The 16,626-nt window shown below is 69.2% G+C and carries 19 protein-coding genes; 6 read left to right on the top strand and 13 right to left on the bottom strand.

Features of this window, described 5'->3' with window-relative positions; all coding sequences use genetic code 11:
* Positions 1-189: 189 nt before the first annotated feature.
* Positions 190-1,659, bottom strand: coding sequence for a phospholipase D-like domain-containing protein (locus WBA97_RS32130; RefSeq protein WP_424234727.1), 1,470 nt, complete (start codon positions 1,657-1,659; stop codon positions 190-192).
* 107 nt (positions 1,660-1,766) lie between these two features.
* Here WBA97_RS32130 and lepA point away from each other — a divergent pair, with 107 nt between their 5' ends.
* On the top strand, positions 1,767-3,611 hold the full coding sequence (lepA, locus tag WBA97_RS32125; protein WP_424234726.1) for a translation elongation factor 4: 1,845 nt from the start codon (positions 1,767-1,769) through the stop codon (positions 3,609-3,611).
* Positions 3,612-3,644: 33 nt separating this feature from the next.
* Here lepA and WBA97_RS32120 read toward each other — a convergent pair whose 3' ends face one another.
* The 3 genes from WBA97_RS32120 to WBA97_RS32110 are packed head-to-tail and all read right to left on the bottom strand — an operon-like array spanning position 3,645 to position 4,869.
* Positions 3,645-3,833, bottom strand: coding sequence for a hypothetical protein (locus WBA97_RS32120; protein WP_424234725.1), 189 nt, complete (start codon positions 3,831-3,833; stop codon positions 3,645-3,647).
* Positions 3,830-4,357 (bottom strand): RNA polymerase sigma factor, encoded by a 528-nt coding sequence (locus WBA97_RS32115; protein WP_424234724.1) that lies wholly within the window; start codon positions 4,355-4,357, stop codon positions 3,830-3,832. The genes WBA97_RS32120 and WBA97_RS32115 overlap by 4 nt, the downstream gene beginning before the upstream one ends.
* A 59-nt stretch (positions 4,358-4,416) precedes the next feature.
* Positions 4,417-4,869 (bottom strand): NUDIX domain-containing protein, encoded by a 453-nt coding sequence (locus WBA97_RS32110; protein ID WP_424234723.1) that lies wholly within the window; start codon positions 4,867-4,869, stop codon positions 4,417-4,419.
* Positions 4,870-4,892: 23 nt separating this feature from the next.
* Here WBA97_RS32110 and WBA97_RS32105 point away from each other — a divergent pair, with 23 nt between their 5' ends.
* The 3 genes from WBA97_RS32105 to WBA97_RS32095 are packed head-to-tail and all read left to right on the top strand — an operon-like array spanning position 4,893 to position 6,445.
* Complete coding sequence (locus WBA97_RS32105; protein WP_424234722.1) at positions 4,893-5,429, top strand: Uma2 family endonuclease; 537 nt, start codon at positions 4,893-4,895, stop codon at positions 5,427-5,429.
* A 60-nt stretch (positions 5,430-5,489) separates the two neighbouring features.
* Positions 5,490-6,056: a Uma2 family endonuclease gene (locus WBA97_RS32100; protein WP_424234721.1), complete on the top strand. Its 567-nt coding sequence runs from the start codon at positions 5,490-5,492 to the stop codon at positions 6,054-6,056.
* 38 nt (positions 6,057-6,094) lie between these two features.
* Complete coding sequence (locus WBA97_RS32095) at positions 6,095-6,445, top strand: MmcQ/YjbR family DNA-binding protein (RefSeq protein ID WP_424234720.1); 351 nt, start codon at positions 6,095-6,097, stop codon at positions 6,443-6,445.
* Here WBA97_RS32095 and WBA97_RS32090 read toward each other — a convergent pair.
* The gene (locus WBA97_RS32090) at positions 6,419-6,850 is read right to left on the bottom strand and encodes an HD domain-containing protein (RefSeq protein WP_424234719.1); all 432 of its coding nucleotides are present in this window, start codon (positions 6,848-6,850) and stop codon (positions 6,419-6,421) included. The genes WBA97_RS32095 and WBA97_RS32090 overlap by 27 nt on opposite strands.
* Positions 6,847-7,809, bottom strand: a complete 963-nt coding sequence (locus WBA97_RS32085; protein ID WP_424234718.1) for a zinc-binding dehydrogenase — start codon at positions 7,807-7,809, stop codon at positions 6,847-6,849. Before WBA97_RS32085 ends, WBA97_RS32090 begins: the two co-directional genes overlap by 4 nt.
* 69 nt (positions 7,810-7,878) lie before the next feature.
* Between WBA97_RS32085 and WBA97_RS32080 the strand changes: the two genes are divergently transcribed.
* On the top strand, positions 7,879-8,130 hold the full coding sequence (locus WBA97_RS32080) for a hypothetical protein (RefSeq protein ID WP_424234717.1): 252 nt from the start codon (positions 7,879-7,881) through the stop codon (positions 8,128-8,130).
* A gap of 18 nt (positions 8,131-8,148) precedes the next feature.
* The gene (locus WBA97_RS32075) at positions 8,149-8,544 is read left to right on the top strand and encodes a ribonuclease domain-containing protein (RefSeq protein WP_424234716.1); all 396 of its coding nucleotides are present in this window, start codon (positions 8,149-8,151) and stop codon (positions 8,542-8,544) included.
* On the opposite strand, the gene WBA97_RS32070 is transcribed toward WBA97_RS32075, so the two are convergent.
* From WBA97_RS32070 to WBA97_RS32040, 7 genes are all read right to left on the bottom strand, one after another.
* The gene (locus WBA97_RS32070) at positions 8,534-9,307 is read right to left on the bottom strand and encodes an enoyl-CoA hydratase-related protein (RefSeq protein ID WP_424234715.1); all 774 of its coding nucleotides are present in this window, start codon (positions 9,305-9,307) and stop codon (positions 8,534-8,536) included. The two genes, WBA97_RS32075 and WBA97_RS32070, sit on opposite strands and share 11 nt — an antisense overlap.
* A gap of 17 nt (positions 9,308-9,324) precedes the next feature.
* Positions 9,325-12,576: an ATP-binding protein gene (locus WBA97_RS32065; protein ID WP_424234714.1), complete on the bottom strand. Its 3,252-nt coding sequence runs from the start codon at positions 12,574-12,576 to the stop codon at positions 9,325-9,327.
* A complete protein-coding gene (locus WBA97_RS32060; protein WP_424234713.1) occupies positions 12,573-13,196 on the bottom strand; it encodes a hypothetical protein in 624 nt (207 codons plus the stop codon). Before WBA97_RS32060 ends, WBA97_RS32065 begins: the two co-directional genes overlap by 4 nt.
* A gap of 7 nt (positions 13,197-13,203) precedes the next feature.
* Positions 13,204-14,835 carry a KGGVGR-motif variant AAA ATPase gene (locus tag WBA97_RS32055; RefSeq protein ID WP_424234712.1) on the bottom strand — a complete coding sequence of 544 codons (1,632 nt, stop codon included), beginning with the start codon at positions 14,833-14,835 and terminating at the stop codon, positions 13,204-13,206.
* Between the two features lies 1 nt (position 14,836).
* Positions 14,837-15,406: a TIR domain-containing protein gene (locus tag WBA97_RS32050; protein ID WP_424234711.1), complete on the bottom strand. Its 570-nt coding sequence runs from the start codon at positions 15,404-15,406 to the stop codon at positions 14,837-14,839.
* Positions 15,407-15,573: 167 nt separating this feature from the next.
* Entirely contained in the window at positions 15,574-16,200 is a 627-nt protein-coding gene (locus WBA97_RS32045; protein ID WP_424234710.1) for a cyclase, read from the bottom strand.
* A gap of 195 nt (positions 16,201-16,395) precedes the next feature.
* The coding region (locus tag WBA97_RS32040) for a sirohydrochlorin chelatase (protein ID WP_424234709.1) at positions 16,396-16,626 on the bottom strand (231 nt) is incomplete at its 5' end.

Here is a 16,626-nt window from a genome sequence, read left to right as displayed (position 1 = left end):
GTTCAGAACCGATGAGTTCTGCGTTCAGAACCACCGACTTGTGTTCCGAACCACCAACTCACGGGTCCTGAACCGAAGACTCGCGGGTTCTGGACCGTGGACTCGCGGGTTCTGGACCGTGGACTCGCGGGTTCTGGACCGTGGACTCGCGGGTTCTGGACCGTGGACTCGCGGGTTTGGGCTTGGGGGTTAGCCGTCTACCAGTAGGCCGCGCAGGGGGCCCTGCAGGCGGCCTGCGCGGCGGGAGACGCCGGGCAGCAGTGTGAGGCGGTGCGTGCGTTTGTCGCCCTGGCGCTCCCGCTCCGCCTGCTCCTGCGCGATTGGTCGCCACAGTTCGTCGACCACCGCCGCCGGATCGCGGTCCAGTTCCTCCCTCGGGCGGCGCAGGTGCTCCGACCACAGCCGCAGCCGCGTCGTGTGGATCAGCTCCCGGTCGTCGGTCGCGATGTTGACCTCGGTGTCGTTGAACAGCGAGTGCTCGTTGAGGTTCGCCGACCCGATCGTCATCCACGCGTCGTCGACGATACCGAGCTTGGCGTGCACGTACACCGGGGCCGACGCGTCGCCGTCGTGCGTGGTGACCGTGGCCGCGACCAGGCGGCTGTTGCCGGGCACCCCGTCGGAGTCCGCGTCGATCAGCCTGCCGAGCTGACCGCGGGTGGTGTCCGCGCCGTTGCTCGGCTTGCGCGGCAGCAGCAGGACCATGCGGAACTCGTCGGACGGCGGGTCGCACAGCTTGTCGATCAGGATCTCGGTGATCTCCGGCGACCAGAGGAACTGGTTCTCCAGGTAGATCAGCTTCTCCGCGGACCGCAGCGCGCGCAGGTAGGCGTCCAGGATCGTGAACTCGCCCTTCGGCACGAACTCGTAGGTCTTGTCCGGGACGGTGCGCAGGAACTGGACGTTCGTGCCGCCCGCAGGCTCGGGCACCGGCGGCTCGGGGAGGTCCTCACCCGCCACCTCGGTCCAGCGCTGCCGGAAGTGGTTCGCCACGTCCGCGACGATCGGGCCGTGCAGCCGGGTCATCAGGTCGTGCCAGCAGATCGGGCGGTCCGGCAGGTGGTCGGTGCTGTCGTGCCGGTCGCCCTCCAGCGCGGTGAAGTCGACCCCGCCGACGAACGCGACCTCGTCGTCGACGATCACCAGCTTCTCGTGGTGGCAGTGCATCGTCCGCTCGCGGGAGTCCAGCACGCAGCGCACCGACGTGTTCTCGGTGAAGCGCTTCTGCTCGGCCTTCACCAGCCCGCGCGTCGGCTGGAACGCGGGCAGCGGCGGCCCGGCCCACAGCAGTAGCCGCACGTCGACACCGCGCTGCGCGGTCGTGGCAAGCAGGTCACGCAGCGTGAGCGCGCCGGGCTCGCGGGTGAGCCTGAAGTCGGGACTCGCGTGCCAGTTGGCGATGTGTACGTGTGACCTGGCGTTCCTGATGGCCTTCTCGATGGCTGGCAGTGCCTCCTCGCCGTCGACCAGCACCTCCACGCGGTTGCCGTGGCGGATCTCCGCACGGCCACCGAAGCGGTCCTCAGCGCCCGTTGGCTCGAGGACCTCACCCCAGCCCAGGTCACGCAGCCGTCGTTCGTGGTGAGCGCACAGCAGGTGCTCCAGACCGTCACCGATGCGCTCGTCCACCTTGTCCACGAAAGAACGAAACGTGTTCACGACTACCATGTCACTACAGTTCGACGTGATTCGCCGAACGAGGACGTCAGCGGTCCCGGGGCACGTGGGACGATGGGTCGTACCCATAGACACCGCGAGGAACCTGAGTGACCACTTTCGCCGACACGACGTTCACGAACCCTGAGCTGATCAGGAACTTCTGCATCATCGCGCACATCGACCACGGCAAGTCGACCCTGGCCGACCGGATGCTGCAGCTCACCGGCGTGGTCGAGGAACGGGCGATGCGGGCCCAGTACCTGGACCGCATGGACATCGAGCGCGAACGCGGCATCACGATCAAGGCGCAGAACGTGCGGCTGCCATGGCAGGTCGGTGGTCAGGACCACGTCCTGCACATGATCGACACGCCGGGCCACGTCGACTTCACCTACGAGGTGTCGCGCGCGCTCGAGGCGTGCGAGGGGGCGGTCCTGCTGGTGGACGCCGCGCAGGGGATCGAGGCGCAGACGCTCGCGAACCTGTACCTCGCGATGGAGAACGAGCTCACGATCATCCCGGTGCTCAACAAGATCGACCTGCCTGCCGCGGACCCGGAGAAGTACTCCGAGGAGCTGGCGCACATCGTCGGCTGCGAACCGTCGGACGTGATGCGCGTCTCGGCGAAGACCGGTCTCGGCGTGCGTGAGCTGCTGAACGAGATCGTCCGGCTGATTCCCGCCCCGAAGGGCGAGGACGACGCGCCGCCCCGTGCGATGATCTTCGACTCGGTGTACGACACCTACCGTGGCGTGGTCACCTACATCCGGGTGGTCGACGGCAAGATCACGCCGAGGCAGCGGATCAAGATGATGTCCACCGGCGCGACGCACGAGCTGCTCGAGGTCGGCATCATCTCGCCGGAGCCGAAGCCGTCGGCCGGGCTCGGTGTCGGCGAGGTCGGCTATCTCATCACCGGCGTGAAGGACGTCCGCCAGTCGAAGGTCGGCGACACGGTGACGTCGGAGAAGCGCGGCGCCACGGATGCGCTGGCCGGCTACCGCGAGCCCCGGCCGATGGTCTACTCAGGACTGTATCCCGTGGACGGTTCCGACTACGCCGACCTGCGTGAGGCACTGGACAAGCTTCGGCTCAACGACGCCGCTCTCTCGTACGAGCCGGAGACCTCCGCGGCACTCGGGTTCGGCTTCCGCTGCGGGTTCCTCGGCCTGCTGCACCTGGAGATCGTGCGGGAGCGCCTCGAACGCGAGGCCGGTCTCGACCTGATCTCCACCGCACCGAACGTGGTCTACCGGGTGGTGCTCGACGACGGCGGCGACGCGACGGTGACCAACCCGTCGGACTGGCCGGAAGGCAAGATCGCCGAGGTCTACGAGCCGGTCGTGAAGACGTCGGTGATCGCGCCGAGCGACTACATCGGCGCGATCATGGAGCTGTGCCAGTCGCGCCGTGGCCAGCTCGGCGGCATGGACTACCTGTCCAGCGACCGTGTGGAGCTGCGCTACACCATGCCGCTCGGTGAGATCATCTTTGATTTCTTCGACACGCTGAAGTCCCGCACCCGCGGCTACGCCTCACTGGACTACGAGCCGGCCGGTGATCAGCAGGCGGATCTCGTGAAGGTCGACATCCTGCTCCAGGGCGAACCGGTGGACGCGTTCTCGGCGATCTGCCACCGCGAGTCCGCGTACTCGTACGGCACCAGGATGGCGACGAAGCTGCGCGAACTCATCCCGCGGCAGCAGTTCGAGGTGCCCATCCAGGCGGCCATCGGCGCGCGGGTCATCGCCCGCGAGACCGTGCGCGCCATGCGCAAGGACGTGCTGGCGAAGTGCTACGGCGGCGACATCACCCGTAAGCGCAAGCTGCTGGAGAAGCAGAAGGAAGGCAAGAAGCGCATGAAGATGGTGGGCCGCGTCGAGGTCCCCCAGGAAGCCTTCGTCGCCGCCCTCTCCACGGACGAGTCCCCGGACAAGTCGAAGAAGAAGTAGCGGGAGGGGCAGGCGGGTGCGCCTGCCCCTCACTCATATGGGGGAGTCCGGCAGCAGCCACGCCACGTCCAGCCTCCGGGTGGCCAGGCGTGGTTCGCGGCTCGTCAGGCGCAGCCCGATGGCCAGCGCGTCGGCCAGGACCTCCGCTGGCACCGGATCCACCCGGCGCAACAACGACGCCAACGCGGCCAGTAGGCGCAGGTCAGCACGGCTGTAGCTCATTCAGGACCTCCACCAAGAAGAGTCAGCTTGCGGCGCAGTACGTCCAGGCAGCGACCTCGGGTCTTGCCGATGCTGTTCACCTTGATCCCCAGCGCGCGGCTGAGCTGCACGTATGTCAGCTCCGGTGCGTGCGCCAGCAGCCCCAGCAACTGCCTGCACCGTGCCGGGAGCGTCCCGAACGCCTGCCACAGCAACTGGTCCCGCGCAGTGCGGAACACCGACGGCTCCTCGTACGATCCGATCTCCAGGTCGTCGAAGGGGACCTCGCGGCGGCCCTGCAGCAGGATGCGCAGGCACTCGCGCCGGGCGGTGGTCGCGAGCCAGCCCGCGACGCGGTCCGGGTCACGCAGCCTCGGCAGGTGTTCGGCCAGTGCCGCCCACGTGTTCTGGGACGCGTCTGCGGCGTCGGCGCCCCGCAACCGGTGGGCCCTTGTCACCGACCAGACGACCGCCGCGTGCCGGCGGACCAGTTCGTGCCAGGCGTCCTCGTCCCCGAGGGCCGCCCGGTGGATCAGCTCGTGCATGGCAGCTCGGACGGTGCCGGGCCGCCACCGGACCCGGCGTACACCCGAAATGAGTATGGCTACCTGCTGTGCACGTTCCCGTGCTCGAGGTACACCGTCCGTTCCTTCTCCTGTGCGCGCACGGCCGCCCGCATCCGCCGCTCCAGCCGCGGAATCAGTAGTTCGAAGGCCTCGTCGGGCGGGAGGAACACGTAGGACTTCAGTTCCTCGGCCTGCAGGCGGATCGCCGCGATCTCACTCTTCGTGAGGGTTCCTCCGTCGAACACGAACAGCACCCGGTCGCCGTGCGTCGGGTGCGGCGCCCAGTCGACGACCAGCAGCGGGCCGGGTTCGCGGACCAGCCCCAGCTCCTCGGTGAGCTCGCGCGCGCAACCCTGCGACGGGGTCTCCCCGACCTCGATGACGCCGCCGGGGATCTCCCAGTGGTCCTTGTACGTCGGCTCCACGAGCAGGATCCGGCCCCGCTCATCACGGATCAGTGCGCCTGCCGCGCTGAGGATGGTGTTGTGCACACGGGCAGTGCACCATGAGTGGCATGGGGCGGCCGTTCACGGTGGACGATCTCGAGTTCATGCCGGATGACGGCAACGTCTACGAGCTGATCGACGGGGTGCTGTTCGTCAGCCCCGCGCCCGGCCGCCGGCATCAGCGGGCGCTGCTGCGCCTGGGCGAACTGCTCGACGACGCCTGCCCGGAGGAACTCGCCGTGCTGTGGCCGCCGTACGTGGTGCGCCCGTCGCCGGACACGGAGCTGCGGCCGGACGTGCAGCTCGCGTGGGACTCCGACATCCGCGGTGAGGTGGTGGTCGACGCGCCGGAGCTGGTCGTGGAGGTCGTGGACCCGAGCAGCACCATCAACGACCTCAACAACAAGAAGGCCGCCTACGAGCGCATGGGCGTGCCCCACTACTGGATCCTCGACCCGGCCCGTCCGGCGCTGCTGGTGTACGACCTGGTGGGTGATTGTTACGAGCTGGCTGACGAGGTGGTCGCGGAGGAGCCCTTCGAGACCGAGGAGCCGTTCCCGGTCCGGATCGTGCTGACGGAACTGCTCGGCCGTCACGCTTGGTGATCTTGTCGGTGCTCTGTGCTCTAGTTGGCGCCGACAAGAAAGGGAGGCACCATGAGTGTCATGACCGCGACGAGCTCGGTTGGCATTCCGCACGGTCGCCCATTCACCGTGGACGACCTGGAGGCCATGCCCGATGACGGGAACCGTTACGAGCTCATCGACGGGATGCTGGTCGTGAGTCCTGCACCTGGCATGCGCCATCAGAAGATCGTGGCCAAGCTGGTGGTCGCTCTGGACGCGGTTTGTCCGGCCGACCTGCATGTGTTCCCAGCGCCGTTCGCCGTCCGGACGTCCACGACGACCGAACTGCAGCCGGACGTGCTGGTCGCGCGGGATGAGGACCTCACCGAGAAGCTCCTTCCGGTCGCGCCGGTGCTGGCCGTGGAGGTGTTGTCGCCGAGCAGCGTGATCAACGACCTCAACAACAAGAAGGCCGCCTATGAGCGGATGGGCGTCACGTCCTACTGGGTGGTCGATCCGCAGGCACCCGCGATCACCGTGTTAGAGCTGGCCGACGGTCGCTACGAGCAGGTCGTCGAGGTGAAGGACGCCGACGTCCTGTCCGTGTCGCGGCCGTTCCCGGTGCGGATCGTGCCCAGGGAGTTGCTCGGCACGCTCACCTCGTAGGTCACCTTCGTCCAAGACGGGGGCGTTACCTTGGGGGCATGGGTGACGTGATCGAGCGGGTGCGGGCGTTGTGCACCGCGCTGCCGGAGGTGGCTGAAAAAGTCAGCCACGGCGAACCCGCCTGGTTCGTGCGCAAGCGGATGTTCGTGATGTTCGCCGACCGGCACCACGACGACCGGGTCGGGTTCTGGTGTGCGGCGCCGCCCGGGGCGCAGGAGGAGTTGGTCGACGGGCAGCGGTACTTCCGGCCGCCGTACGTCGGCCACCGGGGGTGGCTCGGCGTGTACCTCGACGTGCCGGTCGACTGGGCCGAGGTGGGCGAGGTCGTCGAGGACGCCTACCGCACCATCGCGCCGAAGTCGTTAAGCACCAAGCTGTCGCAGCGCTGACGTGTACTTGGCACGCAGGCGCTCCTGCGTCTCCCGGTCCAGGCGGGCCAGCCGGTCCGGGGACATGTTGTCCGCGATGTCGGCCCGCTTCACCGCCAGCGCGATCGGGTTCGCCGCCACCCGCGCGAGGTAGGTCTCCTGGTCCTCGCCCGGCTGCTTGCTGACCGCCGCGAGCGCGGCCAGCACCGGCGGCGGGCAGCCCGCCTCGGTCAGGTCCTCGAGGGTGACCGACGTGTCCTCGACGACGTCGTGCAGCACCGCCGCCATCCGCTCGTGCTCGTCACGCAGTGCGCCCATGACCCGCAGCGGGTGGCTGATGTACGGCCTGCCCGACTTGTCGAGCTGGCCCTCGTGCGCACGGCGTGCGACCTGGATCGCGTCGTCGAGGGTGAACGTGCGCTTCATCGGGTGAAGACGATCTTGCCTGAAGTCTCTCCGGCCAGCATCTGCTCGAACCCGTCCTTCGCCTCGGTCATAGGCAGCTCGGCGCCGATCGCCGGGCGCAGGCCCTTCAGGTCGCAGAACGTCAGCAGGTCGCCGAGTTCCTCCCTGTTGCCCATGGTCGAGCCAACCACGCGGATCTGCATGAAGAACAGCCGCTGAAGGTCGGCACTCGGGTCCGGGCCACTGGTCGAGCCGGATACGACAACCGCACCACCGGGCTTCACCGACTTCATGGTGTGCGCCCAGGTGGCCTTGCCGACCGTCTCGAACACCGCGTCCACCCGCTCCGGCAGCCGCGCGCCGGACTCGACTGCCGCGTCGGCGCCCAGCGAGATGGCGAGCGCGCGCTTCTCCTCGGTCCGCCCGGTCACCCACACCCGCATGCCCGCGGCCTTGCCCAGCATGACCAGCGCGGTCGAGACCCCGCCGGACGCACCCTGCACGAGCATGGTCTGGCCCGGCCGCAGGCCGGACCGGGTGAAGATCATCCGGTAGGCGGTCAGCCACGCCGTGCCCATGCACGCGGCCTCGCCGAACGACAGCGACGCGGGCTTGGGCAGCACGTTGCGAGCGGGCACGACGACGGTGTCCGCGAACGTGCCCTGGTACCGCTCGGTGAGCAGGCTGCGCTTCGGGTCGAACGTCTCGTCGCCGTAGGAGGTGTCGCCGATCACACTGTGGATGACGACCTCGGTCCCGTCGGCCAGCACACCGGCGCCGTCGCAGCCGAGGATCATCGGGAAGTTGTCCGGCTTGATGCCCACACCCCGCAACGTCCACAGGTCGTGCATGTTCAGGCTGCCTGCCCGCACCGAGACGGCCACCCAGCCGTCGGGTACCTCGGGCTCTGGCCGTTCGCCGACCCGCAACGAGTCGAGGGGGCTCTCCGGGTTCGGCTCTGCTGCGTATACGGCGAACATGGTCACCAACGTTAACCGGTCGGAGCATCCGGCGGACCAGTGAAGTGGCACAGGTCTACTCTCGTCATCATGGTGGCGGAGTGGTGGAACGGTGTGGAGCTGTGGGTGTCCGGCCTCGCCTTCCCGTTCCAGTTCGCCATCGTGATGGTGCTGCTCGGCCCGTTCTGCGTGGTCGTGGCCTGGGCGATCGACCGTGCCGTCGACCACGCGTCCACCTGGTTCGGGCCCGCGTCGGCCGACGAGGAACCGATCGGCACCGAGCCGGCCGACGGCACCGGCACCGAGCGCGATGCGGATCTGGTCGACTCGGCCTCGCGGTGACTTCATAGGGTGAGACCCGTGGGGTCATCCAGACGTATCACGGTCGCTCTGATCGGGTTGGTCGTACTCGTGCTCGCGGGCTGGTTCGTCCAGTCCCGGCTGACCGACGAGCCTCGGCAACCTCCCGGCCTGTCGGAACGCACGCTGACCGACCTGCCCTCGGCCGCGGCCGACACGTGGCGGCTGATCGAGCGGGGCGGACCGTTCCCGTACCCGGAGGACGACGGCAAGGTGTTCGGCAACCGCGAGGGCCTGCTGCCGGACCAGGACCGCGGCTACTACCACGAGTACACGGTCGAGACGCCGGGCAGCGACGACCGCGGCGCCCGCAGGCTGGTCACCGGTGAAGCCGACGAGGTCTACTACACCGGCGACCACTACGAGTCGTTCGTGCGGGTCGACGTCACCCGTTAGGCACCCACTTCGCGGGGCGCTTCTCGGCGAACGCCCGGATGCCCTCCTGGCCCTCCTCGCCCGCGAAGAACCCGGCGGAGAGTTCCAGCATGTCGGCGAAGTCGTCGGCGAGGTCGGCGGCACGGGCGCGCCGCAGCATCTCCTTCGTCGCGGCGAGCGCCGTCGGCCCGCCGAGCGCGAGCATGCCCGTGTACCGGTCGACCTCGGCGTCCAGCGCGTCGGCGGGCACCGAGGAGTTGACCAGCCCGATCGCGACGGCCCGCGCCGCGTCGAACTTCTCGCCGGTGAGGAACAGCTCGTGCGCGGCCCTCGGCAGCAGCCGGGGCAGCACGGTCACCGAGATGACCGCGGGCACGAGCCCCAGCCGCACCTCGGTGAAGGCGAACGTCGCGGAGTCGACGGCAACGGCGATGTCGGCCGCGGCCACGATTCCCACGCCCCCGGCCCTGGCGGGCCCGGCCAGCTTCGCGACGACGGGCTTCGCGCTGGTCCAGATCCGGGTGAGGATCTCGGGGAACTCGTTCACCCCGGTCGTGCTGGAGTTCGGGTCCCCGGCCTCCTTGAGATCCATCCCGGCGCAGAACACCGGCCCGGTGTGGTCGAGCAGGATCACCCGGACGGTGTCGTCGACCGCCGCGGCGGCCAGGTGGTCGCGCAACTCCCGCCGCAACTGCGCGGACAGGGCGTTCCGGTTGTGCGGCGAGTCCAGGGTGATCCTGGCGACGCCGTTGTCGACCGCGTAGTGCACCAGCTCGTCAGCCATGGCGAGAGCGTAACCATTCACACGTGCTTGTTTCGAGCGCGGTCGAGCACCTCCTCCAGTCGCAGCGGGCTCGGCGGGTGGTGGGTCAGACATAGCGGCGACTCCATGCGGCGGAACGCGAACGTGTCGCCGGTGACGTAGAACTGGCCGCGGTCCAGCCCCGAGATGTCGCTGAGCGTGCTGCCCTTCGCCCTGGCCATCTCGTTCGCGGCGGCGATCTGCGCCGGGCTGTTCAGGCGGCCGAAGAACTGGGTGGTCGCGTTGCCGGTGATCTGGTTGTGCAGGCCCTTCGGCGCCTGCGTGGCGAACAGGAGGCCGAGCCCGTACTTCCGTGCCTGCGACGCCAGGACGATCGTGCTGCGCGTGCTGGCGGTGACCCCGCCGGACGGCGCCAGTGTCTGCGCCTCGTCCATCACGAGCAGCCCGCCGAGCGGCCGGTCACCCGCCGGGTTCCGCTTGATCCAGGCGAAGATCTCCATCTGCAGCTGGTTGACGAACGCCTGCTTCTGCTCTTCGGCGGGCAGCCCGATGAAGCTGATCACCGAGACGCGGGCGCGCTTGCCCGGCGCCGGGGTGAACAGCACGGCCGGGTCCGCGGGCTCGCCCGCTCCCGCGAAGAGCGGGTCGTTGACCATCGCTGCCTTCAGGTTCTCGGCCAGGTCGGCGGCGATCGTGTGCCCGCTGCCGAGGCGGCTCACCCCGTCGGGCAGGTCGGTGAGCACGTCGACGAAACCGAGCATGCCGCGTGAGCCCTTGCGTGCGTAGTGGGTGAGCGCCTCGCGGAGCACCGCCTTGGCGCGGACCGCCTTGTTCGTGTCGCCGGTGACCTTGGCGTGCGGCGCCAGCGCGGCGACGGCCACCTCGACGGCGGCGGTGAACTCGTCCTCGTCGTCCAGCACACCCGCGAAGTCGGGCAGCGGGTGGAAGCTGAGCGGCCGCCCACTCGCCCGGCCGGGCGTCCAGACCACGACGTCGGTGTTGTCGAGGTAGTCGCGGGCCGCCTCCGCGTCCCCGGCCGCCCAGCCCGAGGGCGGCGCAGGCCACGCGTCCCCGAGCCGGGCGAGGTCGTTGTTGGGATCGAGCACGATCGCGGAGACGCCCCGCAGCGCGCACTCCTCGACGATGCGCCGGATCAGGACCGTCTTCCCGGACCCGGACCCGGCGAACACCACGGCGTGCTTGCGCAACGACTCCAGCTCGATCGCGACGGACTGCTCCACGCCGAGCGTGATCGTGGTGGGGGAGGGCGGGGTGGCGGTGGCGAGCGAGCCGCCGCTGTGGGCGTCGGTCCGGGGGGCCGGGGCGGCGTGGCGGCCGCCGACGATCGGGGTGGGTGGCTGGTGGCCGTTCGTCCCGGTCGAACTCGTGGGTCGTGCCGGTTGGACACGCGGGTCGTGCTGGTTGGACACGCGGAGGTCGGGGTCGGCGGCGGGCCATGGGGAGCGGTGTGGGGGTGGGGTGGTCGGGAGGAGTTCGGACAGCAGGGCCGAGCTGCTCGCCGGTTTGCGGGCCACCAGCCATTCGCGCAGGTCGTAGCTCTGGGTGGTGAGCATCTCGGTCAGCGCGCCGAACGTGCGGAGGTCGTCGTCGTTGATCCGGGCCTCCTTGCCGCCCTTGTTCCGGAACGCGGCGAGTTCCTGTTTGGTCTTCACGCCGTTCGACCACGGCGTGTTGCGGATCAGGACGAGGTGACGGTTGTCGGCGGTCGCCCGCACACCCGCCGCCGACCGCGCGTTGCGGATCCGGTGCAGCGCCGAGAGGTGGTGCTTCGCCGCGATGGCGCGGAAGGTCCAGTGCTCCTCGATGTCGTACTCCTCGTCGAGGGTGCGGCGGATCGCCGCGTGCACCACCGGCTTTCCCTCCGGTGGCGGTTCGGCCTTCCACACCATGTCGTCGTTGCCGACCTCGGTGATCCACGACCGCAGCGCGGCGGACAGGTACGCGGGCATCACCCGGTCCTCGCTGCGCTCGTCGAGCGGCGTCGACACGTCGACCCCGGCCCGCAGCTGCGCGAACCGCTCGTCCAGCTCGGTGAAGTACGCGGGCTCCGGACCACGGGGGACCTCGGCCGGCACCGAGGGCTCGACCTCGGCGTTGAACGAGGTCAGCTCGTGGATCTCACCGCGAAGACACGCTTCCACGTGCGCGTCGATCCGCTTGAGCAGCTCCCGTGCCCGATAGGTGTCCCACGCCGCCCCGAACGCGTCCGGCGACACCGGCCACGTGGGGTGCGGGGGTGTGAACCCGATCTTGGCGTACGGCACGCCGAGCCACTTCCGCACGAACTCGCGGCCGTGCTCCGGGGCGACGATCCGGTCGAGGGGCTTGGTGGTGCGGAACCGGTCGGGCACCGAGTCCACGGCCTTGTCGCTGAGCCGGTGCCAGGAGTTGGGCAGGCAGGCCACGAGCGAGAGCGTGCGCCGGGTCCGTTCCCGCAGCTGCATCAGCCCGTCCGCGATCAGCGACAGCTCGCGCGCGAGCTTCGGGTCGGCGTCGGCCTGGAGCGGCTTGTCGGTCGACCGGGCCACGAGGGTGTCGAGCTGGTCCACCGCGATCACGCTGGCGCCGGTGAGTGCCAGCAGCTGGAAGATCTCCTGCGCGATCTCGTGCGGGGGCTTGAGCGTCGGGCGGATGCCCCACTTGTCCCGCGCCTCCCGCTCCGGCTCGTCGAACCCGTCGAAGTAGTCCTCGCCGATGTCGGCCTTCTTCAGGTCCGGTGACGCGAACAGCACCAGCGCACGTGCGGTGTCCGCGCACTTCTTGCCAACCTGCCGGTCGAGCCGGAACAGGTCGGTGACGAAGACATCGAGGTCGTCCACGGAGACACTCGCGTCGCCGACGATCGCCTTCGCCACCGAGTCCGGCGTGCCCGCCCGCGTGCAGAGCCTCCGCAGGAAGCGCGTCAGCTGGCGCTCGCCGTCGTCGTCGGTCTTCAGCAGACCGGACAGGACGTGCGACACGACGTCGGACCAGAACACGGTGCCCGTGCTGAGCGCCACCAGGAAGAAGTAGCCGCCCTGGCTCTGCACCTCGCGACGGACCCAGCCGAGCAGGTGGGTCTTGCCGACGCCCTTCTGGCCCTGCAGCACGATCCCGATGGGGCTCGGCCCGTTGCTGTCCACGGCGTCCTTGATGCCGGCACGGACCGCTCGCTCGGCGTCCTGGTGGAGGCCGTCGACGTGGTAGGGGGAGGTGGTCCAGACGTCGTCCGGGGTCTCCGCCCAGTTGAACCTGAGTGCGGCGAGGGCCTCTCTCGCGTCCTGGGTCATGATCCCTCGATCGCGATCAGGTGGTTGTCGTCACCACCGATGCGCACCGCCGCGGCACGGTCGTCAGCCGTCACCGACTTGCGGTCGGGATTGGGCGCGAGCGTCACTTCCTGCCTGCGGCCCAGCGCCTTCAGCACGCCGTCGACGTCCTCCCGCGACGCGCCGTTCAGCAACGGGCGCAGCCGGGCGAGGTGCACCCATTCGCCCGGCCTCGGCGCGAGCTTGCGGTAGGCGCTCCGGATCTGAGCCTCGAGGTTGTCCCCGCCGTCGACCTCGGGCTGGAACACGTCGGCGAGCTGACGGTTCTCCCGATCGAAGAACCGGTCGAGGCTGTTGAGCACCGCGAAGAACGCGTAGCCGTAGTAGCCGGGGCGGGCCGGGCGTTGTGCTGCGAGCTCGGTGCGGCAGCGAACCCAGCCCTTGTCCGTCAGGTCGTGGACGTAGGGCTTGTTGCCCGTGCGGGAGCTGCTGACGAGACCGAGATCGTTGAGGCGTCTTCGGACGTCGCCGGTGATGCGGATGCCCGTGGCCTCCGCCAGCTCGGTGTTGTCGATCTCGCGGGCCACCGCCATGAGGGTGAACAACGCCGAGATGTCCTGACTGGTGAGCCGATGGTTCATCGAGTACTCATTTCCTTATTCGCCAGCCGAGTCTGCTGAGCACGGCTGTGGCCAGGGCCGCGACGTTGCCGGGGATCGCGACGCGGCCGTTGTCGATGCGGTGGGTCGTGTGGTCGGTGGTGATCTCCAGCTCGGTGATCAGTTCGCGCATCCGGTCGGCGTTCCCGTCGCGGGTGGAGTTCTCCATGGCGCGCACGATGCGTTCGACCGTGTGCCAGCCCGTGTACGGGAGCAGCGTCTTCCTGGTCCGTTCGAGGCTCGCGGCGGCGTCGACGTACACCTGGCTGGTGCTCACCGGCGGGATCGAGCCGCTGCCGGCCAGTTCGGCGTGGAGCCGCGCCGCGACCGGGCGGGTGCCGTGGCCGGGAGTCAGCTCCAGATGCCGCAGGTTGCGCAGGAAACCGGGCAGCCGCACGGGGTTCGTCGCCTTCGTCAGTACCGGGAACAGGCGGCGGTCGGCGTCGGCGGCGAGGGTGCGGCGCAGGAACCACTCGGCTTCCGCGGTCTGCCAGCGGCTCACCTGGCCGTCGATGACCAGGCACAGGTGGCGGGCGGAGTCCTGTGCGTTGGCCAGGAAGTCGACGTCGCCGGACAGAGAGCTCTCCGCGCGCACCCCGAGTGCGCGCAGCTCGCGGACGAGCGCGGTCGCGGGCTCCAGGGTCGAGCGTGGCGTGCTGACCAGGATGTCCACGGGGTAGTCCCTGGCCTGGCCCCGCGCCGCCGTCACGAACGCGTCCCTGTTGTCCGCCAGCAGGTCGCTGCGGTCCAGCCGGTGCGCCACCATCGCGGCGATGGTCTCCAGCGCGTAGGCGATCTGGTTCGCCGACGGTGTCCGCTCGGCCAGCACCGGCAGCTGCTCGCCGAAGCTCCAGTACGACACGTACGGCAGCGTCAGGTGACGCAGCATGAGCGACGGCTCCACGTTGCGCACCAGCCAGTTGCGAAACAGCGGCGCCGTCATGTCGGTGCACGTCCGGTACCACGTCTCCGCCCGCTCGTACTCCACGCGGCTGTCGAACCGGGACAGCACCGGCAGCACGGTCAGCTGCGGACGGTCGTACGGCATCCGGTCGCGGGCCTTGTCCGCGCGGCGCACCACGTTCACCGCGCCGCCAACGCTCTGGTCGTTGGCGGTGAACAGGACCACCAGGTGGTCGGGGAGGTGGGCGGTGCAGATGCTCGCGATGTCGGCGAACCCCGTGCGGCTGTCGATGAGCACGAAGTCGTACGCCTCGGTCCAGTCCGCGCGGCACAACTCGAGCGCGTCGGCGAACCCCTGGCTGTACAGGGCCGCCCAGTCGATGCTCTGCACGCGCCGCGCGTAGTCGTCGTCCTGCTGGCCACCCGCGGCGAGCAGGTGCACCACGCCCGGCTCGTCGAGTTCGAGCTCGGTGATGTAGGCGGCCGACGGCTTCTGAGCGCTCGCCGCGAAGTCGTCGACGAGGTCGATGATCCCGGTGCTGGGCGGGGAAGCCATCAGTGGCGCGAAGTACGCGGGCAGGCCCGGCGCCTCCAGGTCCCAGTCGATGGTGAGGACGCGGTAGCCCCAGCGCGCCAGCAGGACCGCGATGTTGCTCAGCGCGAAGCTGCGCCCGACACCGCCCTTGAACGAGTAGAACGTGACGACCGTGCCCGGCATGTCAGAACCTCGGCAACGGCGTCATGCCCGGCATCGGCGGGTCCGGCCGCCGCATCGGCCAGTCCGGCTCCCACGGCGGCACCTTGCCGAGCAACAGGGACAGTTCGATCGCGACGTTCTCGATCTCTTCGAGAAAATCGATCCAGCGCACGGTCTGCTGGAATACCAGGTCCGGCTTGTTCCACTTTTTGAGGTCCCGCCACGACCGTTCCCGCGCGAAACTCGGGAAGTTGTCGGAGTCGGAGAACAGCACCGGGTAGATCAGTCCCTGGTGCCCGAGCAGCCGCTCGCGCTCGGCCATGCTGTGCCACTCCGCGAGGCACCACCGTGACCGAAAGTACTGCGGTGAACACACCGGTATGAGAATCCTGGTGTGGCGCAACGCTTCCTCGAGGCGCTCTGGCCAGACGCTGCCGACCTCCATGCCCTCGTCGATGAACATCCTCGGGTCTTGCGGGAGATGATCGGCGAGGTAGTCCCGCAGCCGGGGAAAGAAGTGGTGCTTCACCCATTTGTAGGGATTGCCCTCGCGGCGATAACTGATGAACACATCGAATTCGTAGTCGGACACCTCGTGCCGCCGCCCCTTCGACCCGAACGTTGGTGCCGTCCGAGCATAGGCGAGGAGTGTCCGGAATTTATTGACAAATAAAGGACAACGTGTAGTCCGGGTGCTTCACCGGGACGGGAACGGTCCCCCCGCGGCGTTGCGGGGGGACCGTCCTTATCCGCGCCCGGTCAGCCGATGGTGGTCGACGTGAGTACCGGGTTGGGGTTCGGGAAGCACGACGTCGGCGCCGAGATGTCGCCGATGATCGTGCCGACCACCGCGGTGAACGTCAGGCCGGGGTTGTCGTAGCCCGTGCCGTACAGGGACGACTCGATGGCACCTGAAGCCCCCGCCGTCAGGTGCGCCGTGATCGTCGGCAGTTCGAACGTCGCGCCGCCTGCTATCGGGCCGGCGAAGGTCACGGTGACCACGCCGTCGGCCTCGGTCCACGCCGGGTCGCTGCCCAGGCCGGAGCCGCCGGTCAGGTCGACGCCGGTGAGCGTCGAGTTGGTCGGGACCGGGACCTTCAGCGTGAACGTGTTGACGTTCTTGACCGTGTAGCCCGCTGCCTCGGACGGGACCTGGTTCGGGGCCGGGTCGACCACGAGGTCCAGGGCGCCACCCGGGGCGACGGTCGCGGGCGCGGTGGTGTCGACCGTCTGGTTGAGCGTCAGGTTCTCGGCGCCGAGCGGGGTGTCGGCCTGGCAGTCATAGAGGATGTCGGCCGGGGCGGCGGCTGCCATCGGCGCGGCGACCACGGACGCGGCCACGGCGGCGGCCACGGCCGCACCGGCTTTGAGCAGGGTGAACTTCATTGTCCTCACCTTGGAAACGTTGCGGGATAAGTGTTTCCGGTACCGGTGTGCTGCCCAGGCAGTTTCTTGTCTACTGCCGGGTAGCGATCACGTCAACCATTCACGGTTACCGAAAGTGCACACGCGACTGCGAAACGGGACACCTGCACCACCCAATGGTCGAACCGGCGCGCGCCTGAGCGGAGTAGCTCCAGGTCAGGCGTAGCGCACCGCGGTGGTGACCGTGGCCGCGGCGGTGTACCGGTCCACGATGAGCGCCGCGAGTTCCGGCGCCGCGCCGAGCGGCTCCGCCACCACCGCGTCCGGTCCGGCCAGGTCCGCCACGCGGTCCGGCAGGCGGCCCGGCGCGAGGAACCACGACGCGACCGCGATCCGCCGCGCGCCCCCGGCACGCAGCGCCTCGATCGCGGCGGGCACGTCCTGGCC

Origin of the sequence: Actinophytocola sp. (assembly GCF_049647105.1) — a bacterium.
Taxonomy (GTDB): Bacteria; Actinomycetota; Actinomycetes; order Mycobacteriales; family Pseudonocardiaceae; genus Actinophytocola.
Note: the sequence above shows the minus strand (reverse complement) of the source record. Positions and strands in the feature narration are given on the sequence as shown.

What these genes read in the sequence shown, in the direction of transcription:
- WBA97_RS32120 (WP_424234725.1), bottom strand. Translation starts at nt 3,833, where the DNA reads ATGAGCTACAGCCGTGCTGACCTGCGCCTACTGGCCGCGTTGGCGTCG.
- WBA97_RS32115 (WP_424234724.1), bottom strand. Translation starts at nt 4,357, where the DNA reads ATGCACGAGCTGATCCACCGGGCGGCCCTCGGGGACGAGGACGCCTGG.
- WBA97_RS32105 (WP_424234722.1), top strand. Translation starts at nt 4,893, where the DNA reads ATGGGGCGGCCGTTCACGGTGGACGATCTCGAGTTCATGCCGGATGAC.
- WBA97_RS32100 (WP_424234721.1), top strand. Translation starts at nt 5,490, where the DNA reads ATGACCGCGACGAGCTCGGTTGGCATTCCGCACGGTCGCCCATTCACC.
- WBA97_RS32095 (WP_424234720.1), top strand. Translation starts at nt 6,095, where the DNA reads ATGGGTGACGTGATCGAGCGGGTGCGGGCGTTGTGCACCGCGCTGCCG.
- WBA97_RS32090 (WP_424234719.1), bottom strand. Translation starts at nt 6,850, where the DNA reads ATGAAGCGCACGTTCACCCTCGACGACGCGATCCAGGTCGCACGCCGT.
- WBA97_RS32085 (WP_424234718.1), bottom strand. Translation starts at nt 7,809, where the DNA reads ATGTTCGCCGTATACGCAGCAGAGCCGAACCCGGAGAGCCCCCTCGAC.
- WBA97_RS32080 (WP_424234717.1), top strand. Translation starts at nt 7,879, where the DNA reads ATGGTGGCGGAGTGGTGGAACGGTGTGGAGCTGTGGGTGTCCGGCCTC.
- WBA97_RS32070 (WP_424234715.1), bottom strand. Translation starts at nt 9,307, where the DNA reads ATGGCTGACGAGCTGGTGCACTACGCGGTCGACAACGGCGTCGCCAGG.
- WBA97_RS32065 (WP_424234714.1), bottom strand. Translation starts at nt 12,576, where the DNA reads ATGACCCAGGACGCGAGAGAGGCCCTCGCCGCACTCAGGTTCAACTGG.
- WBA97_RS32060 (WP_424234713.1), bottom strand. Translation starts at nt 13,196, where the DNA reads ATGAACCATCGGCTCACCAGTCAGGACATCTCGGCGTTGTTCACCCTC.
- WBA97_RS32055 (WP_424234712.1), bottom strand. Translation starts at nt 14,835, where the DNA reads ATGCCGGGCACGGTCGTCACGTTCTACTCGTTCAAGGGCGGTGTCGGG.
- WBA97_RS32045 (WP_424234710.1), bottom strand. Translation starts at nt 16,200, where the DNA reads ATGAAGTTCACCCTGCTCAAAGCCGGTGCGGCCGTGGCCGCCGCCGTG.